This is a genomic window from Agrobacterium sp. CG160-95, from assembly GCF_053521725.1.
The window spans coordinates 124,793-149,159 of record NZ_JBNWDU010000001.1 but is presented as its reverse complement, the minus strand read 5'-3'; the positions used below and the strand labels follow the sequence as shown (position 1 = coordinate 149,159).

Genomic DNA, 24,367 nt, shown 5'->3' with positions numbered 1-24,367 from the left:
TCCAGGATAGATATATGGTCCCGAACGCAACAAACAATAATGCCGATAATGAAGGGACCAGAGAGAACTTGGCTTACATTCGCCAGATGCTCGCGGAACTGAGGCTCGTCGCCAATCGCGAGGGCGCCGACATGCTGTGCTATCTGATTGAAATGGCCTATGTGGAAGTCGGCGATATCCAGAGCGGGCGGCGCAAGCTATCAATCCGCGAGGAGCGAAACCCGCCCCCCGGCGTGCCGGTTTAACCGCCCTGCAATATCGAGTTCCAGCAGCACCATGTGAACCGTGGCCGCGGAAAAACCCGTGTGGCGAATGATATCGTCCGTTTCGACGGGCGAGTGCCCGAGAGCGGCGGCAACGATGCTGCGCTCGTCATCTCCGGGCGGTGACATTTCCTCATCGGATCGTGGTTCCTCGACCTTGCGGTCATAGGGCAATTGCGGTTCCATCAGCGGTCGTAGCGCATCGAGAATATCGGCCGCCCCCGTGGTCAGCATCGCGCCTTCCTTGATCAGCCGGTTGGTGCCTTCGCAGCGTGCATCGAGTGGGGAGCCTGGCACGGCGAAAACCAGCCGGCCAGCTTCGCCGGCAAGCCGCGCCGTGATCAGCGAACCGGATCGTTCCGCCGCTTCCACTATGACGACGCCGAGCGAGACGCCCGATATCAGCCGGTTGCGGCGGGGGAAATCCCGCGCGCGTGGCTCCCAGCCGAAGGGCATTTCGCTGATTGTCGCGCCGCCCTGTTCGTAGATGTCCTGCAAGAGCCCGAAATTTTCCTGCGGGTAGGGACGGTCGAGACCGCCCGCCAGCATGGCCACCGTGCCGGTTGCAAGGCTTGCCCGGTGCGCTGCCGCATCGATGCCGCGCGCCAGCCCGGAAGCGATCGTATAGCCCGCACGACCGCAATCGCGCGCCAGCATCGCGGCGAATTTCGCGCCGTTGATGGAGGCGTTACGTGATCCGACGATGCCGACGCAAGGTCTTGTTGCGGTGGAAGCCGAGCCCTTCATGGCGATCAGTGGCGGCGCGCCGTCGAGCTGTCGCAGGGCAGGCGGATAGTCCGGCTCACCGATGCCGACGAAGCGAGCGCCGAATCTTTCAGCCGTTTCGATTTCGCCTTCCGCTTCCGCCTGTGTGGCAATGCGCGGGCTGCGCAATGAACCGCCGCGCCTTGAAAGCTCGGGCAGGGCAGAAAGCGCTTTTTCAGCGCTGCCAAAATGATTGATGAGTTCGCGGAAGGTGACGGGGCCGATATTGTCGCTGCGGATCAGCCGAAGCCATGCGACCCGCTGCCGCGCGGAAAGCTCGATGCCCTGCCGTGTCGTTTCCTCATGCGGCATGACGTATCCCTAAAGCTGGCCTTAGCCCTTTTGCCCGATCCTGCTTTCCGTGCCGGCCAGAAGCCGTGCGATGTTTTCCCGGTGTTTCCACCAGGAAATCACGCTCAGCAACGTTACCAGAAGCGCCGTCTTTTCAGGCCCGACTATCCATAGGGCGACCGGGATCACAAGCATGGCAACCAGCGCCGACAGCGAGGAATACCGGGTGATGAACGCGGTTGCGAGCCAGATCAGCGCAAAAGCCAGCATCATCAGGGGGGCAGCGCCTAAAAGCACGCCGATATAGGTCGCCACGCCCTTGCCGCCCTTGAAACCGAGCCACACCGGAAACAGATGGCCGAGAAAGGCAAAGAAACCGGCAACCAGCGACGCCTCGTAACCCCAGAGCGCATTGGCGACGAGCACTGCGGCGGTGCCCTTCAGCGCATCGAGCAGCAATGTCGCTGCGGCGAGCTTCTTGTTGCCGGTGCGCAGCACATTGGTGGCGCCAATATTGCCGGAACCAATCTTGCGCACATCGCCCAGCCCCGCCATGCGGGTAAGAAGCAGGCCGAAGGGTATCGAGCCGAATAGATAGCCAATCAGCGCCGCAAGCGCGAGAAGGGCAGGCGCCGTCTGCCAGTCAGTCAAAGCACTCATTCAACGTTCCCTCTCGTCGCGCGCCTGCGTGATCCCATGCCCGTGATCTTATGCCAAGGAATGAACCGCTTTGCCAGCCACATAAGTGGCGACAGCGCGGCCGCTGAAACGGGCATCCTCAAACGGCGTATTCTTGGATTTCGACACCAGTTGATCTCTCGCAACCAGCCAAGGCTCGTCCAGGTCGATCAGCGTGATATCAGCCTTCGCGCCGGCTTTAAGCGTTCCCGCATCCAGTCCGAAGATTTTCGCCGGGCGGGTGGAAAGCGCATCGATCAGCCGCATCAGCGGAACCTCGCCGCTATGGTGAAGGCGAAGCGCCGCCGCCAGCATGGTTTCCAGCCCCACCGCACCGCTTGCCGCATCCGAAAAGGGCAGGCGCTTGGTGTCCACGTCCTGCGGGTCGTGCGAGGAAACGATGATGTCGATCGTGCCATCCTTCAGCGCCTCGACCATGGCCTTGCGGTCGTCTTCGGCGCGCAAGGGAGGTGAGAGCTTGAAGAAGGTACGGTATTCGCCGATATCGTTCTCGTTCAGCGTCAGATGGTTGATCGAGATGCCGCAGGTCGCCTTGACGCCCCGCTGCCGGGCAAGACGGATCGCTTCTGCCGATTCCGGCACGGAAATCTTGGCGGCGTGATAGATCGCTTGCGTCAGACCGGCAATGCGCAGGTCGCGCTCCAGCGGAATGATCTCGGCTTCCTTGGGGATTCCGGACAGACCGAGCCAGCTTGCGAAAAGCCCCTCGTTCATGTCGCCGCCGCCGATATATTTGTCGCGGGTCTCAAGTGCAATCACCGCACCCAATTCGCGCGCATAGGTCATGGCGCGGCGCAGCACCAGCGTGTCGGAAAGCGCCCTGCGGCCATTGGTGAAGGCAACCGCACCGGCTTCCTTCAGCATGCCGATCTCGGTCATTTCCTCGCCGTTGAGGCCCTTGGTCAGTGCTGCGGCGGGATGCACATTGACGAGCGCCTTGTCGCGTGCCGCCTTTTTCACATATTCGACCAGCGCAATGTCGTCGATAACGGGGTCGGTGTCCGGCATGACGATGATGCTGGTGACGCCGCCGGCCGCTGCCGCGCGCGATGCGGATTCGATGGTTTCACGGTGTTCGCCGCCCGGCTCACCGACAAAGACGCGGGCATCCACCAGACCGGGAACGGCCAGCAGCCCCTTGCAGTCGCGAACCGTCGCACCCTCGGGCGCACCCTGGTTGTGTGCCTGCCCGCCGGAGGCGAGGATCGTGCCGTCGGCACCGATGACGATGCTGCCCACCTCGTCCAGATTGCGGGAGGGATCAACGATGCGAAGGTTTTTGAGAACGGTCACGGCACTCATACGCGCTCACCCTGATTTTGCGAGACAAGCAGGGTTTCCATGACAGCCATGCGCACGGCAACCCCCATTTCCACCTGGCTTTCGATGACGCTCTGCGGACCATCAGCCACTTCGGATGAGATTTCCACGCCACGGTTCATCGGGCCGGGATGCATGACCAGCGCATCTTCTTTCGCTGCCTTCAACTTTTCGGCATCGAGACCGTAATAGTGGAAATATTCGCGCACCGAAGGCACGAAGGAGCCGGACATGCGCTCGCGCTGCAGGCGCAGCATCATCACAACATCGGCGTTCTTCAGGCCTTCCTTCATGTCATGGAAGACCTCGACGCTCATGTCGCGAATGCCGGAGGGAAGAAGCGTCGCGGGAGCCACGACGCGCACGCGCGCGCCCATCTGGTTGAGCAGGATGATGTTGGAGCGGGCAACGCGCGAATGCAGTACGTCGCCGCAGATCGCCACCGTTATTCCCGAAAGATCACCCTTGGCGCGGCGAATGGTCAGTGCGTCGAGAAGGGCCTGCGTCGGGTGTTCATGCTGGCCGTCGCCGGCATTGACCACGGAGCAGGCAACCTTCTGCGCGAGAAGGGCTGCGGCACCGGCCGAGGAGTGACGCACGATCAGCACATCGGGGCGCATGGCGTTCAGCGTCATCGCTGTGTCGATCAGCGTTTCGCCCTTCTTCACCGAGGAATTGCTGACCGACATGTTCATCACATCGGCGCCAAGCCGTTTTCCGGCAAGTTCGAAGGAGGATTGTGTCCGGGTCGAAGCTTCGAAGAACAGGTTGATCTGCGTGAGGCCCCGAAGCGTCGAGGTTTTTTTCTCGCGCTGACGGCTGATTTTCACCGCTTCGTCGGCCTTGTCGAGAAGCAGGGTTATATCCTGATGGGAAAGCCCCTTTATGCCGAGGAGATGGCGGTGGGGAAAATAGACCATGGAAATTGTCCTCCGGGTCGCAATAGTCAACGGGTCTATAAAGACAGGTGGCTTTGCGGGCAAGCATGCGATAAGCCGGGTTTTGGCATATACACGCAATAAAGCACGAATCCCGATAGAAGGATGCGAATGACAGGCATGAACCGGACAGAAGAATCGCTCGCCGAACTAAACCAGCCTAGCCTATGGTCCGGTATCAATGCCTATCGTTCCGATCCGCTGATCGTCGACCTCACATCCGGCCTGTCACGCAATCTGAGGGACGAGTTCGACCAGCTCGGCCGTTACGTCACCTCGCACGAGGCGCAGGAACTGGCGCGCATGGCCAATCAGGGCGTGCCGCAGCTGCACACGCATGGCCCGCGCGGGGAACGTCTCGATCAGGTTGAGTTCCATCCCGCATGGCACGCACTGATGCGCCGTTCCATGTCATCGGGTCTTCATTCCAGCGTCTGGGAAAATGCAGCCGAAACGCGCGGCAATGAACACAAGGCGCGCGCCACCAAATTTTATCTGACCTCGCAGCTCGAGGCCGGGCATCTCTGCCCGTTGACCATGACCAGCGCCTCTGTCGCCGCCATCATGACCTCGTCGCGTGTGCAGAAGGAATGGGTGCCGAAGATACTGTCACGGAAATATGATTCCTCGCAGAAACCGGCCTTGCAGAAAACCGCCGTCACCGTCGGCATGGGCATGACGGAAAAGCAGGGCGGCACGGATGTGCGCGCCAACCGCAGCACGGCGGAGCGGGTGGGCGAGGGCATCTATCGCCTGTCCGGCCACAAATGGTTCCTGTCCGCGCCGATGAGCGACGGTTTCGTCATGCTGGCGCAGATGGGCGACGGCATGGGCTGTTTCCTGGTGCCGCGTTATCTGGAAGACGGTTCCGCCAACGGCCTGCACTTCCAGCGCCTGAAGGACAAGCTCGGCAACCGCTCCAACGCCTCAGCCGAAGTCGAGTTCACCGATGCTTTCGGTTATCTTCTGGGTGAACCCGGCAGCGGTGTGCGCACCATTCTCGACATGGTGACGCTGACGCGGCTCGACTGCGCGCTGGCATCATCAGGCATGATGCGCGCTTCGCTCGCCGAAGCCGTGCATTTCGCACGCGGCCGTTCCGTCTTCGGCAAGACGCTGGTCAGCCAGCCGATAATGACGCGCGTTCTCGCCGATATGGCGCTGGATGTCGCAGCCGCAACGGCACTCTCCTTCCGGCTGGCATCGGCATTCGATGCCGCCCGCAACAATGCCGCCGAGGCGGCCTATGCGCGGGTGATGACGCCGATTGTGAAATACTGGTGCTGCAAGATCGCGCCGGCGTTGATCTACGAGGCGATGGAGTGCCTTGGCGGCAACGGCTATGTGGAAGAACGGCCGATTGCTCGCCACTACCGCGAAGCGCCGGTCAATGCCATATGGGAAGGCTCCGGCAACGTCATGGCGCTGGATGTGCTGCGTGTTCTTCAGCGCGGCAAGGATCTGTTCGATCTCGTTTTCCAGACGCTGGAGCGCGATCTCGGACCCGCCGGCAAAAAGACCACGGATGTGCTGCGCGCCGCAATCGCGCTTGCCGAACGCGATGAGGGTGCTGCCCGCCTGCTGGTGGAACAATTCGCACTTGCTGCCGCTGCCGCCGAACTTTGCCGGCTCGGCGCCGGCAAGATCGCAGACGCCTTCCTCGAAACCCGTCTGGCGGGTGGTTGGCGACATACTTACGGCATGCTCGATTCTCGCTTTGATCCGAATTATATAATCGATTTATTGTATCCGCCCGCGTCCTGACCGATAAAGGGTGGAAGGCTGTTGTTGCAGTCCCTGTGGGAGGGGTATCGGATTTGAGAAAAGGCGTTGGCGTGGGGCGTATTTCTGTCTTTCAGTCGGTGGGCGCGTGTGCGCGCATGGAGATGGGGGTCGATAGCAGATGCTGACCTTCCGCTCTGCCCGTCCTGAAGATGAAGAGGCGCTCTACGCCATCAGTCTTGCCACCGGCGATGCCGGGCAGGATGCCACCCCGCTTTATCGCGATGGCCGCATGGTGGGGCATATTTATTCCGTGCCTTATCTGCATCTGTGGCCCGATGCCGTTTTTGTGGCGGAAGACGAAGAGGGTGTCTGCGGTTACATCGCCGGCGCGCTCGATACCGCCTTGCATGATGAGCGGCTGGAGCGTGAGTGGTGGCCGCATCTTCGCGCCCTTTATCCCGACCCCGTTGGCGACCAGCAAACATGGGACGCCGATCAGCGCCGTGCACATTTCATCCACCACCCTCGCCACACGCCAACCTGGCTGACCGATCCGTTTCCGGCCCATATCCACCTGAACCTTCTGCCACGCACGCAGGGCAAGGGCGGCGGCACGCGGCTTTTGTCGCGCTGGCTGGATATGGCGAGACAAAACAACGTCTATGGCATCCACCTCGGCGCCAGCGAGCGCAACCAGGCGGGTATCCGCTTTTGGGAAACTCGCGGCTTCAAACGTCTCGAAACCCACGACACACCAGGCACCGTGTGGTTTGGAATGGCGCTGGAGTGATTATTTGCGGGGTAGGGGTCCTCGATCTTCATTCATCCACAGGAACCTTCTCCCCAGCCGCTGCGCTGCATTGTCCTCGTCTTCATGCTTTGTTAACCCGTTGGGTCAGGCCTTTTAAAAGACGGGTAGGGAAGCATGCTGGCGACCGCAGAGGTGATTTCAGCCGACAAGCCGGAAAAGCGCATCAAGGATCGCGCTGCGACCGAAAAGGCGATTTTTGAGGCGGCCCGGTCGCTTCTGGCCGAAGAGGGCTTTCAGGGTTTTGGCATCAATGCCGTTGCCCGCCGCGCCGGATGCGACAAGCAGCTGATCTACCGTTATTTCGGCGGTCTGGAAGGGTTGATCGAGGCGATCGGCGAGGATCTCGGATCCTGGGTGAAGGACCGTATTCCTGAAGATACCGGCGGCATGTTCCTGTTGACCTATGGCGATCTCATGGAAAAGCTGGCGCTTTATTTCATGGATGCGCTGCGCAGCGATCCTCTCGTCTGCAAGATCATTGCTTGGGAAGTGTCGGATGGCTCGCCGCAGGTCAGGCAGCTTGCCGAAGCCCGTGCCAAATCGCTCGGCAAATGGCTGGAGCGCATGCGCGGATCGCTGGCAGCACCCAAGGGCGTAGATACCTCAGCCGTCAATGCCGTGTTGTTCGCCGCCATCCAGCATCTCGTGATTTCCGCCGCCACCAGCGGCCAGTTCGCCGGCGTGCCGTTGAAGTCGGACAAGGACTGGGACAAGATTGCAACCGCCGTCAAAAGACTGGTGCGCGGCGTTTACGGCTGAACCTGGCGTAACGAGCCGGGCGAGACGGTCACCCTAACAAAATCGGCCGTTATTTGACGAAAAATCAACCATGTTTTCAGCGGTCCGGCAACCTTGTGGCATCGCATGCCGTTGGCTTCGTGAGGGGTGTTTTCCACAGCCGGACCCGCCACCGTTAACCATACCGACAGCTTTCATTTGCTTAGCCATGGTTACCGGTCCAGTGTGAATTAACAAAATGTTAACCATGCGCAATGACTGCGTATAAGGGAGCCGCAAGTGAGCCGCTGGACAGCTTTGGGCGTCATGATGACGTTTTTTGCTATGCTGCCGTTGGATATTGACGCGCCAGCGTTTAACCTTTGCCTGATGGCTCTGGTGCGCTGGGCGGTGCTTGCTGGCATTCCCGATACGATTTTCACGCGGGAGCAGACTGCATGAAGTGGTTTTTGATCCTCTGGGCCGGTCCCGTTGCATTGCTCGGCAGCTGGTACTGGCTATCCTATTACGACTTGAGCTTCGGCTTCTTCATGCTGACGCGCCAGACGCATGATCTGGTATTCCAGATTTACGGTAATATCCTCGGCCTGCCGCCGGAAAGCCTGCCGCCGCTGGTCGCGCGCGCCATAGCGGTCGACAGCCTGATCGTTTTTGCGATCCTTGCTTTCCGCAAGCGAAAACAGATTGCCAATTGGTGGCAGGGACGTCAGCCCGTTGCGCGGGCGAGTGCCGAAAGCCTGTCCAGCGCGCCCTGAAGAATGAAGCTTGCGGCTGCCGAATCGATGCGTTCGGCCCGTTTGGCGCGAGAGACATCCATTTCCAGAAGCACACGTTCGGCGGCGACCGTTGAAAGCCGTTCATCCCAGAAAATGAAGGGCAGGGCGGTTTTCTCCCCCATGGTACGAACGAAGGCGCGTGTTGCCTGAGCGCGTGGTCCGGCCGATCCATCCATGTTTATGGGCAGGCCGATGATGAAAGCGGATACCTTTTCCTTTTCGGCAAAGGCCAGCAGCACCTCGGCATCCCGAGTGAATTTGACCCGTTTGATGACGGGGCGCGGCGTGGCGAAGCGCCGCGACAGGTCCGACATGGCAAGGCCGATGGTTTTCGTCCCAAGGTCGAGGCCCGCAATCGCCTGTGCCGGCTGAAGCGTTTCCGCGAGCTCCTCGATGGTAAGTATCGCCATGTCGTACGCTGTCCTTTATCTTTTGCGGACGAATTCGGTGCGCAGCACCAGACCCTTAACCGTCTCGTGCCTGCAATCGATTTCTTCCGGATTTCCGGTCAGGCGGATCGATTTGATGACAGTGCCCTGCTTGATGACCGTATTGGTGCCTTTGACCTTCAGATCCTTGATCAGCGTTACCTGGTCACCATCCGCAAGCACGTTGCCTGCCGCATCGCGCACTTCGTTCGCGCGCGAAGCTTCTGCGGCCAGCTCGGACGCAGGCCGCCATTCGCCGGTCGCCTCGTCATACACGTAATCGTCATTATCTGCGGCCATTGTCGCCTCTCTGAAATATCGGTAGTGCGGTTGTTCAAGCCGTCCTATGTCATAATATACGGGCAATACAAAGGAGAACTTCCCATGAAAATCACCTGGCTCGGCCATTCCGCCTTCCGCCTTGAAAACGGTAGCGCGAAGATCCTTATCGATCCGTTTTTCACCGGCAATCCCGGTTTTGCCGGACAGGATGCGAAAAGCGCGGCTGAAGGCATCACCCATATTCTCCTGACCCACGGCCACGGCGATCATGTGGGGGATACCGTCCAGCTTGCTCGCGAAACGGGCGCGACTGTGCTTGCCAATGCCGATCTCGCCGCCTGGCTTTCCACCAAGGGCGTGGCGAAGGTCGATATGGGTAATACCGGCGGCACGGTACATTTCGACGGTTTTTCCGTAACCTTCACCAATGCGCTGCATTCGTCCGCCCAGATCACCGAGGATGGCGTTTCCCATTCACTCGGCAACGCCAATGGACTGATGCTGCATTTCGAAGACGGTCCGGCCGTCTATCATATGGGCGATACGGATATTTTCTCCGACATGAAGCTCATCAACGAATTGCACCAGCCGGATATCGGTCTCGTGCCAATCGGCGACCGCTTCACCATGGGTGGTGCGGTGGCTGCACTCGCCTGCCAGCGCTTTTTCAAATTCGCCAACGTCATTCCCTGCCACTATGGTTCCTTCCCGATCGTTGACCAGACGCCGGAGAAGTTCGTGGCCGGCATGGAAGGCTCGGATGCGCGCGTCCACACGCCGAAGCCGGGCGAAATACTGTCCTTCTGACATTTTGCTGACGCATGTCGCTACAGCAAAACCGCTACACAGTTTTACGCGACATGCTTTCTACCGTTGCGAATGGCGGACATGGTGATTATAGCGGTTAGGAAAATTCTGACCGGAGTAGAACCATGTCCGTCGATCTCGCCACCGTAAAGCGCGTTGCGCGCCTTGCCCGTATCGCTGTTACTGAAGACGAAGCACAAAATATGCTTGGCCAGTTGAACGGCATACTCGGTTTCGTGGAGCAGCTTTCGGAGGTGAATGTTGACGGCGTCGAGCCGATGACCTCCGTTACCCCCGTGGATATGAAAAAGCGTGCCGACGTCGTGACCGACGGCAACAAGGCGGAAGACATCGTCGCCAATGCGCCTGCGACCGACCGGGACTTCTTCATGGTTCCGAAAGTGGTCGAGTAATCCGACCGCCGTTTGCCGCCCGATTTTTCCAAGATTTCGAAAGCCGTTGCCGACCATGACCGACCTGACGAGCCTGACCATTGCCGAAGCCCGCGAAAAGCTGAAGGCGAAAGAGTTTTCCGCCCTCGAGCTGACCGACGCCTATATTGCCGCCATCGACGCCGCCAACGGCGCACTGAACGCCTATGTTGCCTTGACGCCTGAAAAGGCGCGCGACATGGCGAAAGCCTCCGATGGCCGCATCGCCGCAGGCGCGGCGGGCGAGCTGGAAGGCGTTCCGCTTGGCGTGAAAGACCTTTTCGCCACCCGTGACGTGCACACGCAGGCGTGTTCGCATGTTCTCGATGGCTTCAAGCCGAAATACGAATCGACCGTCACCCAGAACCTTTGGGACCAGGGCGCCGTCATGCTCGGCAAGCTCAACATGGACGAGTTCGCCATGGGCTCGTCCAACGAAAGCTCCTGGTACGGTCCGGCCATCAACCCCTGGCGCGCCAATGGCTCCGAGCAGAAGCTGGTACCCGGTGGTTCCTCCGGCGGTTCGGCCGCAGCCGTTGCCGCGCATCTGTGCGCCGGCGCCACGGCAACCGACACCGGCGGCTCCATCCGCCAGCCTGCGGCCTTTACCGGCACCGTCGGCATCAAGCCTACTTATGGCCGTTGCTCGCGTTACGGCATCGTTGCTTATGCTTCCTCGCTCGATCAGGCCGGCCCGATCGCACGTGACGTGCGCGACGCCGCTATCCTGTTGAAGACGATGGCGAGCGTTGACGCAAAGGATACGACCTCCGTCGACCTGCCGGTGCCGGATTACGAAAAGGCCATCGGCCAGTCGCTCAAGGGCCTGAAGATCGGTATCCCCAGGGAATATCGCGTCGATGGCATGCCGGAAGAAATCGAAAAGCTCTGGGCAAAGGGCGTCGAATGGCTGCGCGATGCCGGTGCCGAAGTGGTCGATATCTCGCTGCCGCACACCAAATACGCGCTTCCTGCCTATTACATCGTCGCGCCCGCGGAAGCTTCGTCCAACCTCGCTCGTTATGATGGCGTACGTTACGGCCTGCGCGTGGACGGCAAGGACATTGCCGACATGTACGAGAAGAGCCGTGCAGCCGGTTTCGGCAAGGAAGTGCAGCGCCGTATCATGGTCGGCACCTACGTGCTTTCAGCCGGTTATTACGACGCCTATTATCTGAAGGCGCAAAAGGTCCGCACGCTGATCAAGCGCGATTTCGAAAACGTCTTCCATGAGGGCGTCGACGCCATTCTGGCGCCGATTACCCCGTCTTCCGCCTTCGCTGTCGGTGATGAGGAACTCGCTTCCGATCCCGTGAAGATGTACCTCCAGGACGTCTTCACCATCACGGTCAACATGGCCGGCCTTCCCGGTCTTTCGGTGCCTGCCGGCCTGGACGGCAAGGGCCTGCCGCTCGGCTTGCAGCTCATCGGCAAGCCTTTCGAAGAAGAGACGCTCTTCAAGACGGCGCATGCCATTGAGCAGGCTGCCGGCAAGTTCACGCCTGCCAAGTGGTGGTAAGCGGTCTCAAGCTTAGACAGATGAACAAAGCCGATCGCGATGCGGTCGGCTTTGTCGGTTTTGCCGCGTGGCGTGCCGGCGAAGCTTTCGACGCCTCATATCTCGATTCCCATGTCATCGAGCGGGTGAGGGGCGAATTCCAAAACTTCGCCAAGTCTCCGACCGGTGATGTCGTCGTTGCCGAAATGGACGGTGTCGTCGTCGGTTGGGGCGCTTGCGATGCCAGGCCTCATCATATTTCCGATCTGTGGGTGGACCCAACCTGGCAGGGCAAGGGGATTGGAAAAGCGCTGATTGTCCATTTTCTCGATAGGATGCGGGCCGAAGGCCTGCCGCTTGCCACCATCGACACTCATGCCAGGAACCGCGCCGCCCTCGGTCTTTACGAGCGTTGCGGTTTTCAGATCGTCTGGCGCGGCATGGAATATTCCGACATCATGAAAGTCGGACTTGAGAAAGTGAAGTTGGAGCAAAAGCTCTCTTCATAATTTGTTTCACCGTCGATGCCGCATGGCGAAATGCCGGGCGACAGCATTCCCGCCGCCCGGTCGGTTTATCGGTTGTCCAACTCACCCCTTACGAGCTCCAGCCCGCGCGTGGTGATGCGGTAGGGCTTGCCACCGGACGAGGCGATGGCTCTCTTCCGTTTCAGTTTGCGGAAGGTGAGGAGATCGAGGCCGCTGAAAATCCAGCCGTCGCGCGTATAGAGCGCGAGTTTTTCGATTTTGTGATGGTCGTCTCGAACGAGTTCGATGCTGCCGCCCTGGGCGAGCAGGTGAAGAATGCGCTGTTCGGCGCGGGAAATGTCCATTTTCGGAAATCCGGTCGGCGTCTTCTAGACGCATGAAAACAAGTCCGGGTGCCGTTAAGGCATCCAGGTCGGTTTCATAATGGCCCGGCGCGCAAGAAACTTGCGGGCAGGGCCGTTACCGGGACTCCGATTGAGCGAACATAAAAGCTCCTTGTTTGCTCTTTTTGGTTAGCGGGGGAGACGTGTGCGGTCAAGTCCCACGGGCATCACCCGACCGGGCGGGCAGGGTGTGTGGAAACCGCACTGGCCGAATCGCACCGCCGGTGCTTTACTTCGTTGGGCCATGGAGGGTGCGGCTTGATCGTCATTCGCAATGCGCAGGAGCAGGAAGCGGAGGTTCTGGCGGCCATCGGCCTCAGGGCTTGGCGGCAGGCCACAACCGCGCTCGGCATTACCGCGACGCTTTACGATAACGCAGCCAGTGCCTTTTCCAATTTCACCCGCTCGTCCTGGCTTGCCATCCGCGTGGCCGAGTTCGGCGGCGCGGTTGCCGGATGGGCGGCACGGGAACATTTCAACGAGGCGATTTCCGATTTCTGGATCGATCCGGATTTTCAGCGCAGGGGTATAGGCAGCCTCCTGCTTGCGGATATCGAACGGCAGATATTGCAACGTGATTTCGAAACCATCCGGCTTGAAACCCATGCGCAGAACGAACCGGCGGTCGCCTTTTTCCGTCATCACGGTTACAGCGTCCACTGGCTCTCCGTCTCCTATGCGCCGAAGCTTGATCGCGACGTGCAATCCGTCGGCCTGCAAAAGCAGCTGGTCGAGGTCGAGAGCGGCCTTTATGGGCCGGGGTTCTGAGAGAGCGTCTGCAAGCCGGTTACAAGCCGTATCGGCCAGTCCGGCATGATGGCGAGGGACGCGACAAGGCCCACCTGTAAAATTACGATGGATATCAGGATGCTGCGGAAGGGTTCCTTGCGGGTTTTGTGGCGCAGCAGTTGTTGAGCCGAGACTGCGCCCATGCTGCCGCCAATGAAAGCAAGCAATAACAGAGTACTTTCCCGAATGCGCCAGCCACCGTTTCTTGCCGCCTCCTTGTCCCACCAATAGACAAGAAAGACGAAAAGATTGAAGGCGATATAGGTCATGAAGCAGAGAGCGATCATGGTCATGACGTGAATTGAAACTGAGAACCGTAAAAAACGCGTATCCGGTTTCGGCGAAAATCCGGTGCCTGGCGCGACAGGGTGCAAGATGTCTTGCGCCCGCGCTCCATTTGTTCTACCCACCAAGGCCAAAGAACCCGTATATCGTGAGCTTCATATGACCCTTGTAGACGTGCGCACCCCCGACCCGAAACGCTTCATTCCCGGCGCCACCGGCGATTGGGAAATCGTGATCGGCCTGGAGGTGCATGCGCAGGTTCTCTCCAATTCCAAGCTGTTTTCCGGCGCTTCGACCACTTTCGGCAATGCGCCGAACTCCAACGTGTCGCTGGTGGACGCCGCCATGCCCGGCATGCTTCCCGTCATCAACGAGGAATGCGTCAAGCAGGCCGTGCGCACCGGTCTCGGCCTGAAGGCCAAGATCAACAACCGTTCGATCTTCGACCGCAAGAACTACTTCTATCCGGATTTGCCGCAGGGCTACCAGATTTCGCAGTTCAAGGACCCGATCGTCGGTGAGGGCATCATCACGATTTCACTCGGTCCGGACCGTCAGGGCAATTTCGAGGATATCGAGATCGGCATCGAGCGCCTGCATCTGGAGCAGGACGCCGGCAAGTCCATGCACGACCAGCACCCGACCATGTCCTTCGTGGACCTGAACCGTTCGGGCGTGGCGCTGATGGAAATCGTCTCCAAGCCCGACATGCGCTCGTCGGATGAGGCAAAGGCCTATCTCACCAAGCTGCGCTCCATCGTGCGTTATCTCGGCACCTGCGACGGCAACATGGACGAAGGCTCGATGCGCGCCGACGTCAACGTCTCCGTGCGCCGTCCCGGCGAAGGTTTCGGCACGCGCTGCGAGATCAAGAACGTCAACTCCATCCGCTTCGTCGGCCAGGCCATCGAATACGAGGCGCGCCGCCAGATCGCCATTCTCGAAGACGGCGGTGTCATCGATCAGGAAACTCGCCTGTTCGATCCCGGCAAGGGTGAGACGCGTTCCATGCGCTCCAAGGAAGACGCGCATGACTATCGCTATTTCCCTGATCCGGACCTGCTGCCGCTCGAATTCGACGATGCTTTCGTCGATGCGCTGAAGGTCGATCTGCCGGAACTGCCTGATGACAAGAAGGCCCGTTTCGTCGCCGATCTTGGCCTGTCGGTCTACGACGCCTCGATCCTCGTTTCGGAAAAGGCGATCGCCGATTACTACGAGTCTGTTGCTGCCGGCCGCGACCCTAAGGCCGCCGCCAACTGGGTCATCAACGATCTTCTCGGTGCGCTGAACAAATCAGGCAAGGACATCGAGACGACGCCGGTTTCTCCCGAACAGCTGGGCGGCATTATCGATCTCATCAAGGCAGAGACCATTTCCGGCAAGATCGCCAAGGATGTGTTCGAAATCGTCTGGAACGAGGGCGGCAACCCGGCCGAAATCGTCGAGACGCGCGGCATGAAGCAGGTGACGGATACCGGCGCCATCGAAAAGGCCGTGGACGAGATCATCGCCGCCAACCCAGATCAGGTCGAGAAGGTGAAGGCGAAGCCGGCGCTTGCCGGCTGGTTCGTCGGCCAGGTCATGAAGGCGACGGGCGGCAAGGCCAACCCGCAGGCCGTGCAGGCGCTGGTGAAGGCCAAGCTCGGCATCGAGGACGAGTAAGCGGACGCTGCTTCCCGTGCCTGTACAAAGGCATTGAAGTAGCAAGTTCTCATCCGTCATTCTCGGCATAAGCCCGAGGATGACGTCGAGCACTGGGACTGACATTGATTTATGCCGGGATCATGCCCGGCATTTCTGTTTCGAGACGGAGCAAGCATCATGTTTTTCATACGCACGGCAAGCCAGCGCGATATCGAGCCGGTCCGGGCGCTTCTGGCTACCACCTGGCATGCGACCTATGACGCGATCTACGGCGTAGACAAGGTGAAGGAGCTGATTGCCGCATGGCATTCGCCACAGGCCATGAAGGACCGCATCGAGAAAAAGGGCGGCGAATTTCTGGTGGCCGACAATGGCCGGCAGATCGGCGGTATGGCTTATGCTTCCATGTCTGCGAAGATGAGCAAGACAGCCCTGTTGCACCAGCTTTATGTCGGGCCCGAATTCCAGCGTCAGGGGGTCGGCCGGGATCTCTTCGCCGAGCTTGAAACCTGCTTTCCGGATGCGGAAATCATGCGTCTGGAAGTGGAGCCCAAAAATACTGTCGCAATAGCCTTTTATGAAGGCGTCGGATTTATCGAGGTTGACCGAATCGAGCGCATCGCGGGTATCGATGGTTTTCCCGGTATCGTCATGGAAAAGAGCCTGAAACGATGAATGCGACATTAGATACGCTGATAATCCGCGCGGCACGGCAAGAGGATGTTTCCGCACTCGCGGCCATCTATGCCGCTGACGAAATCGGAGGCCACGGCGATACGGCCGACGAATCGGCGCTGCCGGACTATCTCGCAGCCTTCCGCGACATCGAGGCGTCACCCACCGAGACGCTTTACGTGGCGGAACTGGACGGCGAGATCGTCGGCACTTTCCAGACGGCCATCCTGACCAAGCTTATCGGGCGCGGCGCCAAATCCATGGTGATTGAAGCGGTGCAGACGCGGCCCGACATGCGCGGCCGTGGCATCGGTGCGGTCATGATCAACTATTGCCTTGATGAAGCGCGCGCCAAGGGCATGAAAGCCGTGCAGCTCACCTCCAACGTGGCGAGGCTCGATGCCCATCGCTTTTACGAGCGGCTGGGTTTCGAGAAGCGGCATTTCGGTTTCAGGATGAAGCTGAAATAGCGCGGATATATCGGGAAATACTGGACAATCGCCGTGAGGGGCGGCATAAGCTTGTCTTGTGCCGTGCACGGAAAATCGCTGCGGCGCATTCAAGCCCGAGGAACGCATAATGAAGACTCTCCTGACGCAAATCTTCACCTGGTGGAACGGCCAGACGATCGGAACGCGGTTTCACACCTGGCGTTTCGGCAAGAAGGTCGGACAGGACGAGTTGGGCAACACCTATTACGAAGGCGGTACCACATCCTGGGGCATGCCGCGCCGTTGGGTGATCTATAACGGTTATGCCGAAGCTTCGGCCATTCCGCCCGGCTGGCATGGCTGGATGCACTACCGCACCGACGTGCCGCCGAGCCAGGAAACATACGTTCCGCGGGAATGGCAGAAGGCGCATCAGGCCAACCTCACCGGCACATCCAAGGCCTATCGCCCACAGGGATCGCTGGCGGTCGCAGGCGAGCGTCCACGCGTAACCGGCGACTACGACGCCTGGACCCCCGGCAACTGAGCAGGGCAAAATGAGCATTGCGATGCGCGGTGTTGTGCAAAACGCCGCGCTTGGCACCCGACCTCACCGGTTTTTGCCACATTCCGCCCTTACGCGTTGATCCGGTCGTCGTCCCGACACAGGCAATTTTTTGGAGACATATCGTATGAGGATATTCACGCGGGATCGTTCTTTGCGTGCGCTGACAGTCTCGCTGTTTGCAGCGGTCTCTGCTGTCATCCTCGTATCGCCCGTCTCCGCCGCCCGTCTCGAAAACCGCGTGGCAGTGTTTTCCGGCATCGACAAGATCACCGGCCGCATTACGTCTTTCGATGTCTATATCGACGAAACGGTTCAGTTCGGCGCGCTCCAGGTGACGCCTAAGGTCTGTTACTCGCGCGACCAGACGGAAGCCCAGAAGATCGATGCTTTCATCGAGGTGGATGAAATCACTCTCGACCGCAAGATCAAGCGGATTTTCACTGGCTGGATGTTCGCCGACAGCCCCGGCCTCAATGCTGTCGAGCACCCGATCTACGACGTATGGCTGACGGGCTGCAAGCAGGACTCCGAAGTTCCCGCTCCCTCAACGGCAAGCAAATAACGTTACGTTATGATTTTTAGAATTGCAGGTCTGGCTGGTTGACGGCCTGATCGAGCATTTTCGCGTATTGCTGCTTCGGCACGTCGATCGCGCCGAATGTCTTCAGATGCTCGGTGGTGAATTGAGTGTCGAGCAACACGAAACCGCTTGCTCTCAGCCGCTCCACCAGATGCACGAGGCAAATTTTCGAGGCGTTGGTGCGGCGGGAAAACATGCTCTCGCCGAAGAATGCGGCCCCAAGCGACACGCCATAAAGTCCGCCGACAAGCTCCTTGCCATCCCACGCCTCGACACTATGGGCATGGCCGATCTGGTGCAGTTCGGTGTAGAGTTTGCGAATTGTGGCGTTGATCCAGGTGCTCGGCCTGTCCGGCGCTTCAGCCGCACATCCTGCCATCACCGCTTCGAAAGCGGTATTGAAGCGTATCTCGAACGGCTTCTTGCGCATCGCCTTGGCGAGGCTTTTGGAAATGTGGAAATCGTTGAGCGGAATGATTCCGCGTATTTCCGGCTCGACCCAGAAAAGCTCAGGATCGTCAGCCGAATCGGCCATCGGGAACAGGCCGGCGGAATAGGCGCGCAGCAATATATCGACGGTTATGCCGTTATTTTTGCTGCGCCGCCCAACCATATCTCTTAGTGAGACGCATCACCGGCCAGGTATTTTTCCAGCCAGTGAATGTCGTAATTGCCGCTGAGGATATCTTCGTTCTGAAGAAGATCCTGGAAAAGCGGGAGCGTGGTCTTGATGCCGTCGACGACGAACTCGTCCAGTGCCCGGCGCAGACGGCGGATGCATTCGTCACGGTCGCGACCGTGAACGATAAGCTTGCCGATCATGCTGTCGTAATAAGGCGGGATCTTGTAGCCCTGATAGGCACCCGAATCGACGCGCACGCCAAGGCCGCCCGGCGTATGGAAATAGGTCAACGTGCCGGGGGAGGGAACGAATGTGCGCGGGTCCTCGGCATTGATACGGCATTCGATGGCATGGCCATGGAATTCGATATCCGCCTGCGTGACCGACAGGCCCTGTCCCGAAGCAACCCTGATCTGTTCCTGCACGAGGTCCATGCCGGTGATCGCTTCCGTCACCGGGTGTTCCACCTGAAGACGCGTGTTCATTTCAATGAAATAGAACTCGCCGTTTTCGTAAAGGAACTCGATGGTGCCGGCACCGCGATATTTCAGCTTGCGCATGGCGCTTGCACAAATTTCGCCGATCTTCATGCGCTGTTCAACGGTGAGGGCCGGGGAGTTCGCCTCTTCCAGCACCTTCTGGTGACGGCGCTGCAGCGAGCAATCGCGTTCGCCAAGGTGAATGGCGTTGCCTTCACCGTCGCCGAAAACCTGCACTTCGATATGACGCGGCTTGCCGAGGTATTTTTCCATATAAACGGCGTCGTTGCCGAAGGCAGCTGCCGCTTCGGAGCGGGCCGTCGAGACCGCCTCGTCGAGATCCGCTTCCGTCTTCGCCACCTTCATGCCGCGACCGCCGCCGCCTGCCGTCGCCTTGATCAGGACCGGGAAGCCGATCGTCCGGGCGATTTCGAGCGCATTCTCGGGCTTCACTTCGCCGTCGGAGCCGGGAACCACGGGAATACCGAGTTCCTGCGCCGTCTGCTTGGCGGTGATCTTGTCGCCCATAAGGCGGATATGCTCTGCGGTCGGTCCGATGAAGGTAATGCCGTGCGCGTCGAGGATATCGGCGAACTTGGCGTTTTCCGACAGGAAGCCGTAACCGGGGTGAACGGCGTCCGCACCGGTGATTTCGCAGGCCGCAACGATCTGGTGGATGTTGAGGTAGCTGTCACGCGAAGGCGGCGGGCCGATGCACACACTTTCGTCGGCAAGGCGCACATGCATGGCGTCCGCGTCTGCGGTGGAATGCACGGCGACTGTCGGAATGCCAAGCTCCTTGGCAGCGCGCAGGACGCGCAGCGCAATCTCGCCGCGGTTGGCTATGAGGATCTTCGAAACCATGCTGAACCGCCTTTATTCGATGACCACGAGAGCTTCACCATACTCCACGGGCTGTGAGTCGTTGACGACGATTTCCACGACCTTGCCGGACTTCGGAGCCGGGATCTGGTTCATGGTCTTCATGGCTTCGACGATGAGGATGGTCTGGCCTTCCTTGACGGTCGCGCCCACTTCGACGAACGGACGTGCGCCCGGAGCAGGCGACAGGTAAACCGTGCCGACCATTGGCGAGGTAACGGTATTGGCCGGGTTGCGGGCAGGTGCTGCGGCGACCGCAGGTGCTGCCGGAGCGGCAACTGCCGCCGCTGCAGGGGCTGGTGCCGGTGCTGCGTAACCGGTGGGCGCTGCGGCATATACCGTGGTGGGCGGAGCGGCGCGGGAAACGCGGATGCGCAGGTCTTCCTGCTCCACTTCGATTTCCGAAAGGTCGGTATCGTTGAGGATATTCGCGAGCTCGCGGATCAGTTCCTTGTCGATACCCTGTTTCTTTTCAGACATGACAAACCCTATTCTTTGTTTCTTTTTATGCCGTGATGTTCTTCAGCGCGTGAAGCGCCATGATGTAGCCATATGGTCCGAAACCGCAGACCATGCCCTTCGCGGCGGGCGATACCATCGATTTGTGACGGAACTCTTCCCGCGCGTGGATGTTGGAAATATGCACTTCCACGACGGGCGTGGAAATCGCACGAATGGCGTCATGCAGCGCGATCGAGGTGTGGCTGTAGGCGCCGGGATTGATGACGACACCTGCCGCTCTCTCTCCCGCCTCATGCAACCAGTCCACGAGCACGCCTTCGTGGTTGGACTGGCGGAATTCCACAGCGAACCCGAGATCTGCACCAGCAGCGAGACAATCATTCTCGATGTCTTTCAGCGTCTTGCCACCATAGATACCCGGTTCCCTTTTTCCCAGCATGTTGAGATTGGGGCCGTTGATGACGATGATGATGTTGCCCATTCGTGTTTCCATAAGAAAATCAGCGACACCTATAGACTGCGCAGCCTTCAAGGAAAAGCCCCCGAAAGCCGTAAACAGCCGGCAGGCCCGGCATCCACAGGGAATGCAGCGGCTTTTTGCGGAATCAGGAGCAGGTGGCTTTTCCGCAGCTGCGCATATTGGCGATTTTTTCCTTCAACGGGTCCGCACCAACAGCGCCGAAAACGGCCTCGTTGCCGACGATATAGGACGGTGTTCCTGTTATGCCGAGGCTGTTGGCGAGCTTGTAGGTTTCCTGCACCTGCGCGTCGTTGGGGTTTTCTGCCATCGATTTGCGGATATCGGCCTCCTTGAGACCGAGCGACGTCGCGACTTCCATGGCGCTGTCTTCATTCGCCCGTCCGCGGCCGCCCAGCAAGGCGCGCTGGAATTCGGGATATTTGGCAGGTGCAAGCAGCTTGACGGCGTTGGAGACCCGATGCGCTGCGACCGATTCCGGCCCGAGGATCGGGAATTCCTTGAGCACGACGCGTACTTTCTTGTCCGTCTTCAAGATATTGTCCATGTCGCCCATGGCGCGTTTGCAATAACCGCAATTGTAATCGAAGAACTCGACCAGCGTGACGTCGCCGTCCGGATTGCCGAGCGCCAGATCGTATTTCGATTCGAAGATGGTCTTCTGGTTGTCGGCCACGGCTTCCGCCGCCTTGGCGTTGCGGGTCGCATATTGCTTGCGTTCAAGCGCGTCCTGAACTTCAAGCATGATCTCGGGGTTCTCGATCAGATATTGCTTGATGAACTCGCCCATTTCCTTCTTCTGCTTGTCATCGAGGGCATGGGCGGGCAGAGAAGCGAAAGCCATGGAAAGGGCCGTTACGCTGGCGAGAAGAGTTGAACGGAGAAGATGCGCCATATCGGTCCTCATACTGTGCGGCCAATGCCTCATGAATGTTATGATGCAATTACCTTACTTTAAGCCAAATGCCATACGCCAAAAATAGTTGTCCGCATTATGGTCGCACGATTGTGAAGCGTGTGATTCTGGGGCAAGTCTCTGAAATACGGTTCAGGAAAGAGCATGCCCTTGATAACGATGTCGAAGCGGAGCGCAGTCGAACCCTTTCACGCCATGGATATTCTGGCGGAGGCGAACCGGCGACGGCAGGCGGGACGCCCCGTCATTTCCATGGCGGTCGGCCAGCCTTCCCATCCCGCACCGAAAGCCTCTCTGGCGGCCGCGCAGGAGGCGCTGAAGCATGGGCGGATCGGCTATACCGATGCGCTGGGCCTGCGTGAATTGCGCGAAGCGATTGCTGGCCACTACCGGCTGCGCCACCAGGTTATCGTCGATCCGGCGCGCATTGCCGTCACCACCGGGTCTTCCGCCGCTTTCAACCTCGCCTTCCTCAGCCTTTTCGATGCCGGTGATCATGTCGCGATCGCAAGACCCGGTTATCCCGCCTATCGCAATATCTTGAAAGCGCTTGGCCTCAATGTCGTGGAAGTGCCGGTAACGGCGGAAACCGGCTATACGCTGACGCCTGCCAGCCTCGAGCGGGCGGAGACGAGGGCGGGCTGCAAGTTAAAGGGCGTGCTCCTGGCAAGCCCGGCCAACCCGACCGGCACGGTCACCGGCCGCGAAGCGCTGAAACGGCTGGCAAACTATTGTGAAAGCCGGGATATCGCCTTCATTTCCGACGAGATCTACCACGGCCTGACTTTCGTCGGCGAGGAAACGAGCGCGCTCGAACTCACCGACAATGCCGTCGTCATCAATTCCTTCTCTAAATATTATTGCATGACCGGCTGGCGCATCGGCTGGATGGTCCTGCCGGAAAAACTCGTCCGTCCGGTCGAATGTCTTGCTCAGAGCCTGTATATTTCACCGCCGGAACTATCCCAACTGGCGGCAACCGCAGCCTTTTCGGCGGCGGAGGAACTCGACGTCTACCGGGAAAGCTACCGCACGAACCGCGATTTCCTGATGACGCGCCTTCCGGAAATAGGCCTGCCGCTGGCGTCTCCCATGGATGGCGCATTTTACGCCTATGTCGATACCAGCCGCTTCTCTAATGACAGCATGGATTTCGCCAAACGCATGCTGGCGGAAATCGACGTGGCGGCGACGCCCGGCATGGATTTCGATCCAGAGGAGGGCCACAGGGCGCTGCGCATTTCCTATGCGGGTTCGGTGTCGGATATTGCCGAGGCCGTTGGGCGCATTGCTGGCTGGCTGAAATAAGCCCTTGGGTTCTTCTCGCCTTTGGCGGGGATCAGGCGGGCGAGCAACCGAAGGTGCTGGCAAAGGCCTTTTCACCCTTTCTGGTGAAGGTCAGCACGCGCCCGTTTCCTTGCCGCAGCCAGTCGCGCTGCTGCATGGCTTTCAGAAGCGATGCGCCGAGCCCGCCGCCGAGGTGGTGACGACGTTCGCTCCAGTCCAGGCAATGCAGGCAAACCGGGCGCCTTGCCTTTTCCAGCGGCGAAAGATCAATGCCGAAGCTCGAGAAGAAATCCCGCCCGCTATCCGTAAGTGCGGGATCGTCGCCTGACGTGACGAGACCTTTTGCGGTGATGGTGGAAAGCAGTGCCACGCCACTTTCTCCGGCCAGATGATCGTAACAGATGCGCGCCTCGCGAAGCGCGGTGTCCTTTGGTCCGGTACGCACGCGCACGGCCCCGGTGCGCTGCGCAAGTCCCATCAGCGCTTCAAGAACCTGCGCCACATCCGCGTCGGAAAGCCGGAAATAGCGATGTCGCCCCTGTTTTTCCGCTTTGAGCAATTGGGCGTCAGAGAGTTTTGACAGATGACCGCTAGCGGTCTGCAGTGTCACGCCGGCGGCTTCGGCAAGCTCGCTTGCCGTTAGCGCGCGTCCGTCCATAAGCGCCGTCAATATGTTGGCGCGGGCGGGGTCGCCGATCAGGGCGGCGACATTTGCGATCAAGGGTCCGTCTTTCATAGTTCGATGATAGCCGAAGCATTGATGTGAGGCAATGGCGTAGACAGGGAAGGCAGAACACGAGGAGACCGACGATGCTGACCTGTTTCATCCGTTACGAGATCGACCCCTTCAAGGCCGATTCTTTCGATCAATATGCCCGCAACTGGGGTGAGGCGATACCGCGCTGCGGCGCCGATCTGATCGGCTATTACGCGCCGAAAGAGGGATCGAGCACTATTGCCTACGGCGTCTATAACATCGAAAACCTTGCCGCGTACGAAGCCTACCGGGCGCGACTTGCCGCCGACCCGGCAGGGCGGGAAAATTATGAATTCGCCCGGCGCGAGCTATTCATCCGCCGTGAGGACCGGCTGTTCCTGAGACTGGCATCTGCGCCGCACGGCGGAGGCGAACGATGATCGCCGTCATATTCGAGGTCTGGTCGGCTGAGGGCGAAAAACAGCATTATCTCGATATTGCCGCCAGCCTGCGCGCCGAGCTCGAAACCATCGACGGCTTCCTGTCCGTCGAACGCTTTCAGAGCATCGGCAATCCCGACAAGATGCTTTCGCTGTCATTCTTCAGGGACGAGGAGGCGGTGAAGGCATGGCGCAACACCACGTCGCATCGCGCAGCGCAGTCGCTGGGACGGTCCGGCGTCTTTTGCAATTACCGCCTGCGTATCGCCACCGTGATGCGGGACTATGGTCTGGAGGAGAGGGAGGAGGCCCCGACGGACAGCAGGCAGGTCCATGCGGCGGATGATCAAGTGCGGCGTTGACGGGCCTTCAGATCAGTTTTTCTTCAAGCCGGTCCAAGGCTTTCTGGTTCGAACTCGCTGCCAAAACCCGCTATAGATGGAGCGGGTTATGGATGGAGAAGGGCTGCCACGCGGCGGTCCGCCC

Annotated in this window: 33 protein-coding genes; 19 read left to right on the top strand and 14 right to left on the bottom strand. The window is 59.5% G+C overall.

What is annotated here, in order from left to right; genetic code table 11:
- Positions 1–14 precede the first annotated feature (14 nt).
- Positions 15–245, top strand: a complete 231-nt coding sequence (locus ACQZ63_RS00755) for a hypothetical protein (RefSeq protein WP_019565491.1) — start codon at positions 15–17, stop codon at positions 243–245.
- On the opposite strand, the gene dprA is transcribed toward ACQZ63_RS00755, so the two are convergent.
- Genes dprA through ACQZ63_RS00735 form a run of 4 tightly spaced genes read right to left on the bottom strand, consistent with a single transcriptional unit; the run spans position 201 to position 4,258 of the window.
- Entirely contained in the window at positions 201–1,340 is a 1,140-nt protein-coding gene (dprA, locus tag ACQZ63_RS00750) for a DNA-processing protein DprA (protein ID WP_065704684.1), read from the bottom strand. The two genes, ACQZ63_RS00755 and dprA, sit on opposite strands and share 45 nt — an antisense overlap.
- A gap of 21 nt (positions 1,341–1,361) precedes the next feature.
- Positions 1,362–1,979: a glycerol-3-phosphate 1-O-acyltransferase PlsY gene (plsY, locus tag ACQZ63_RS00745; protein WP_003512722.1), complete on the bottom strand. Its 618-nt coding sequence runs from the start codon at positions 1,977–1,979 to the stop codon at positions 1,362–1,364.
- Between the two features lie 48 nt (positions 1,980–2,027).
- Entirely contained in the window at positions 2,028–3,320 is a 1,293-nt protein-coding gene (locus ACQZ63_RS00740; RefSeq protein WP_038490758.1) for a dihydroorotase, read from the bottom strand.
- Positions 3,317–4,258, bottom strand: a complete 942-nt coding sequence (locus ACQZ63_RS00735; protein WP_003512724.1) for an aspartate carbamoyltransferase catalytic subunit — start codon at positions 4,256–4,258, stop codon at positions 3,317–3,319. The genes ACQZ63_RS00740 and ACQZ63_RS00735 overlap by 4 nt, the downstream gene beginning before the upstream one ends.
- A gap of 129 nt (positions 4,259–4,387) precedes the next feature.
- Here ACQZ63_RS00735 and ACQZ63_RS00730 point away from each other — a divergent pair, with 129 nt between their 5' ends.
- From ACQZ63_RS00730 to ACQZ63_RS00710, 5 genes are all read left to right on the top strand, one after another.
- Entirely contained in the window at positions 4,388–6,040 is a 1,653-nt protein-coding gene (locus tag ACQZ63_RS00730) for an acyl-CoA dehydrogenase family protein (protein WP_025593276.1), read from the top strand.
- A gap of 139 nt (positions 6,041–6,179) precedes the next feature.
- A complete protein-coding gene (locus tag ACQZ63_RS00725; RefSeq protein WP_003512727.1) occupies positions 6,180–6,791 on the top strand; it encodes a GNAT family N-acetyltransferase in 612 nt (203 codons plus the stop codon).
- A 135-nt stretch (positions 6,792–6,926) separates the two neighbouring features.
- Positions 6,927–7,571: a TetR/AcrR family transcriptional regulator gene (locus ACQZ63_RS00720; RefSeq protein WP_113555852.1), complete on the top strand. Its 645-nt coding sequence runs from the start codon at positions 6,927–6,929 to the stop codon at positions 7,569–7,571.
- Positions 7,572–7,829: 258 nt separating this feature from the next.
- Entirely contained in the window at positions 7,830–7,991 is a 162-nt protein-coding gene (locus ACQZ63_RS00715; protein WP_013635969.1) for a hypothetical protein, read from the top strand.
- Positions 7,988–8,305, top strand: a complete 318-nt coding sequence (locus ACQZ63_RS00710; protein ID WP_003512730.1) for a DUF6105 family protein — start codon at positions 7,988–7,990, stop codon at positions 8,303–8,305. Before ACQZ63_RS00715 ends, ACQZ63_RS00710 begins: the two co-directional genes overlap by 4 nt.
- Here ACQZ63_RS00710 and ruvX read toward each other — a convergent pair.
- Both ruvX and ACQZ63_RS00700 read right to left on the bottom strand, forming a co-directional pair.
- Positions 8,257–8,736 (bottom strand): Holliday junction resolvase RuvX, encoded by a 480-nt coding sequence (gene ruvX / locus ACQZ63_RS00705; protein WP_003512731.1) that lies wholly within the window; start codon positions 8,734–8,736, stop codon positions 8,257–8,259. The genes ACQZ63_RS00710 and ruvX overlap by 49 nt on opposite strands.
- A gap of 15 nt (positions 8,737–8,751) precedes the next feature.
- Positions 8,752–9,054 carry an alkylphosphonate utilization protein gene (locus ACQZ63_RS00700; protein WP_025593281.1) on the bottom strand — a complete coding sequence of 101 codons (303 nt, stop codon included), beginning with the start codon at positions 9,052–9,054 and terminating at the stop codon, positions 8,752–8,754.
- 84 nt (positions 9,055–9,138) lie between these two features.
- On the opposite strand from ACQZ63_RS00700, the gene ACQZ63_RS00695 reads away from it, so the two are divergent.
- The 4 genes from ACQZ63_RS00695 to ACQZ63_RS00680 all read left to right on the top strand — a co-directional run bounded on the left by ACQZ63_RS00695 (position 9,139) and on the right by ACQZ63_RS00680 (position 12,281).
- Complete coding sequence (locus tag ACQZ63_RS00695; RefSeq protein WP_003512733.1) at positions 9,139–9,843, top strand: metal-dependent hydrolase; 705 nt, start codon at positions 9,139–9,141, stop codon at positions 9,841–9,843.
- 125 nt (positions 9,844–9,968) lie between these two features.
- Entirely contained in the window at positions 9,969–10,256 is a 288-nt protein-coding gene (gene gatC / locus ACQZ63_RS00690; protein ID WP_003512734.1) for an Asp-tRNA(Asn)/Glu-tRNA(Gln) amidotransferase subunit GatC, read from the top strand.
- 55 nt (positions 10,257–10,311) lie between these two features.
- A complete protein-coding gene (gene gatA, locus ACQZ63_RS00685) occupies positions 10,312–11,793 on the top strand; it encodes an Asp-tRNA(Asn)/Glu-tRNA(Gln) amidotransferase subunit GatA (protein ID WP_003512742.1) in 1,482 nt (493 codons plus the stop codon).
- Positions 11,784–12,281 carry a GNAT family N-acetyltransferase gene (locus ACQZ63_RS00680; RefSeq protein ID WP_448799052.1) on the top strand — a complete coding sequence of 166 codons (498 nt, stop codon included), beginning with the start codon at positions 11,784–11,786 and terminating at the stop codon, positions 12,279–12,281. The genes gatA and ACQZ63_RS00680 overlap by 10 nt, the downstream gene beginning before the upstream one ends.
- A gap of 65 nt (positions 12,282–12,346) precedes the next feature.
- Here the strand turns inward: ACQZ63_RS00680 and ACQZ63_RS00675 are convergent, their stop codons facing one another.
- On the bottom strand, positions 12,347–12,604 hold the full coding sequence (locus tag ACQZ63_RS00675) for a YjhX family toxin (RefSeq protein ID WP_003512746.1): 258 nt from the start codon (positions 12,602–12,604) through the stop codon (positions 12,347–12,349).
- Between the two features lie 297 nt (positions 12,605–12,901).
- Here ACQZ63_RS00675 and ACQZ63_RS00670 point away from each other — a divergent pair, with 297 nt between their 5' ends.
- Positions 12,902–13,411 (top strand): GNAT family N-acetyltransferase, encoded by a 510-nt coding sequence (locus tag ACQZ63_RS00670; protein WP_003512748.1) that lies wholly within the window; start codon positions 12,902–12,904, stop codon positions 13,409–13,411.
- Here ACQZ63_RS00670 and ACQZ63_RS00665 read toward each other — a convergent pair.
- Complete coding sequence (locus ACQZ63_RS00665; protein WP_162711019.1) at positions 13,393–13,725, bottom strand: DUF1294 domain-containing protein; 333 nt, start codon at positions 13,723–13,725, stop codon at positions 13,393–13,395. The two genes, ACQZ63_RS00670 and ACQZ63_RS00665, sit on opposite strands and share 19 nt — an antisense overlap.
- A gap of 151 nt (positions 13,726–13,876) precedes the next feature.
- Between ACQZ63_RS00665 and gatB the strand changes: the two genes are divergently transcribed.
- The 5 genes from gatB (at position 13,877) to ACQZ63_RS00640 (ending at position 17,600) form a co-directional block, all read left to right on the top strand.
- Entirely contained in the window at positions 13,877–15,382 is a 1,506-nt protein-coding gene (gene gatB, locus ACQZ63_RS00660) for an Asp-tRNA(Asn)/Glu-tRNA(Gln) amidotransferase subunit GatB (RefSeq protein WP_111799024.1), read from the top strand.
- A gap of 159 nt (positions 15,383–15,541) precedes the next feature.
- Complete coding sequence (locus tag ACQZ63_RS00655) at positions 15,542–16,039, top strand: GNAT family N-acetyltransferase (protein ID WP_113555849.1); 498 nt, start codon at positions 15,542–15,544, stop codon at positions 16,037–16,039.
- The gene (locus ACQZ63_RS00650; protein ID WP_111783122.1) at positions 16,036–16,509 is read left to right on the top strand and encodes a GNAT family N-acetyltransferase; all 474 of its coding nucleotides are present in this window, start codon (positions 16,036–16,038) and stop codon (positions 16,507–16,509) included. Before ACQZ63_RS00655 ends, ACQZ63_RS00650 begins: the two co-directional genes overlap by 4 nt.
- Positions 16,510–16,618: 109 nt before the next feature.
- The gene (locus ACQZ63_RS00645; RefSeq protein WP_013635978.1) at positions 16,619–17,017 is read left to right on the top strand and encodes an NADH:ubiquinone oxidoreductase subunit NDUFA12; all 399 of its coding nucleotides are present in this window, start codon (positions 16,619–16,621) and stop codon (positions 17,015–17,017) included.
- Positions 17,018–17,162: 145 nt separating this feature from the next.
- The gene (locus ACQZ63_RS00640; RefSeq protein WP_013635979.1) at positions 17,163–17,600 is read left to right on the top strand and encodes a DUF2155 domain-containing protein; all 438 of its coding nucleotides are present in this window, start codon (positions 17,163–17,165) and stop codon (positions 17,598–17,600) included.
- A gap of 16 nt (positions 17,601–17,616) precedes the next feature.
- Here ACQZ63_RS00640 and aat read toward each other — a convergent pair whose 3' ends face one another.
- The 5 genes from aat to ACQZ63_RS00615 all read right to left on the bottom strand — a co-directional run bounded on the left by aat (position 17,617) and on the right by ACQZ63_RS00615 (position 21,436).
- Entirely contained in the window at positions 17,617–18,231 is a 615-nt protein-coding gene (aat, locus tag ACQZ63_RS00635) for a leucyl/phenylalanyl-tRNA--protein transferase (RefSeq protein WP_003512757.1), read from the bottom strand.
- Between the two features lie 5 nt (positions 18,232–18,236).
- Positions 18,237–19,583 (bottom strand): acetyl-CoA carboxylase biotin carboxylase subunit, encoded by a 1,347-nt coding sequence (gene accC, locus ACQZ63_RS00630; protein ID WP_013635980.1) that lies wholly within the window; start codon positions 19,581–19,583, stop codon positions 18,237–18,239.
- A gap of 12 nt (positions 19,584–19,595) precedes the next feature.
- A complete protein-coding gene (accB, locus tag ACQZ63_RS00625; protein ID WP_003512759.1) occupies positions 19,596–20,081 on the bottom strand; it encodes an acetyl-CoA carboxylase biotin carboxyl carrier protein in 486 nt (161 codons plus the stop codon).
- A gap of 25 nt (positions 20,082–20,106) precedes the next feature.
- Positions 20,107–20,544, bottom strand: a complete 438-nt coding sequence (aroQ, locus tag ACQZ63_RS00620; RefSeq protein WP_019565501.1) for a type II 3-dehydroquinate dehydratase — start codon at positions 20,542–20,544, stop codon at positions 20,107–20,109.
- 124 nt (positions 20,545–20,668) lie between these two features.
- Positions 20,669–21,436, bottom strand: coding sequence for a DsbA family protein (locus tag ACQZ63_RS00615; protein ID WP_003512760.1), 768 nt, complete (start codon positions 21,434–21,436; stop codon positions 20,669–20,671).
- A 171-nt stretch (positions 21,437–21,607) separates the two neighbouring features.
- Between ACQZ63_RS00615 and ACQZ63_RS00610 the strand changes: the two genes are divergently transcribed.
- On the top strand, positions 21,608–22,765 hold the full coding sequence (locus ACQZ63_RS00610; protein WP_041694532.1) for a pyridoxal phosphate-dependent aminotransferase: 1,158 nt from the start codon (positions 21,608–21,610) through the stop codon (positions 22,763–22,765).
- A gap of 31 nt (positions 22,766–22,796) precedes the next feature.
- On the opposite strand, the gene ACQZ63_RS00605 is transcribed toward ACQZ63_RS00610, so the two are convergent.
- The gene (locus ACQZ63_RS00605; RefSeq protein ID WP_013635985.1) at positions 22,797–23,480 is read right to left on the bottom strand and encodes an ArsR/SmtB family transcription factor; all 684 of its coding nucleotides are present in this window, start codon (positions 23,478–23,480) and stop codon (positions 22,797–22,799) included.
- 74 nt (positions 23,481–23,554) lie between these two features.
- Here ACQZ63_RS00605 and ACQZ63_RS00600 point away from each other — a divergent pair, with 74 nt between their 5' ends.
- Both ACQZ63_RS00600 and ACQZ63_RS00595 read left to right on the top strand, forming a co-directional pair.
- Positions 23,555–23,881, top strand: a complete 327-nt coding sequence (locus ACQZ63_RS00600; protein WP_111783120.1) for an NIPSNAP family protein — start codon at positions 23,555–23,557, stop codon at positions 23,879–23,881.
- The gene (locus ACQZ63_RS00595) at positions 23,878–24,243 is read left to right on the top strand and encodes an antibiotic biosynthesis monooxygenase family protein (RefSeq protein ID WP_111783119.1); all 366 of its coding nucleotides are present in this window, start codon (positions 23,878–23,880) and stop codon (positions 24,241–24,243) included. Before ACQZ63_RS00600 ends, ACQZ63_RS00595 begins: the two co-directional genes overlap by 4 nt.
- Positions 24,244–24,367: the final 124 nt, after the last annotated feature.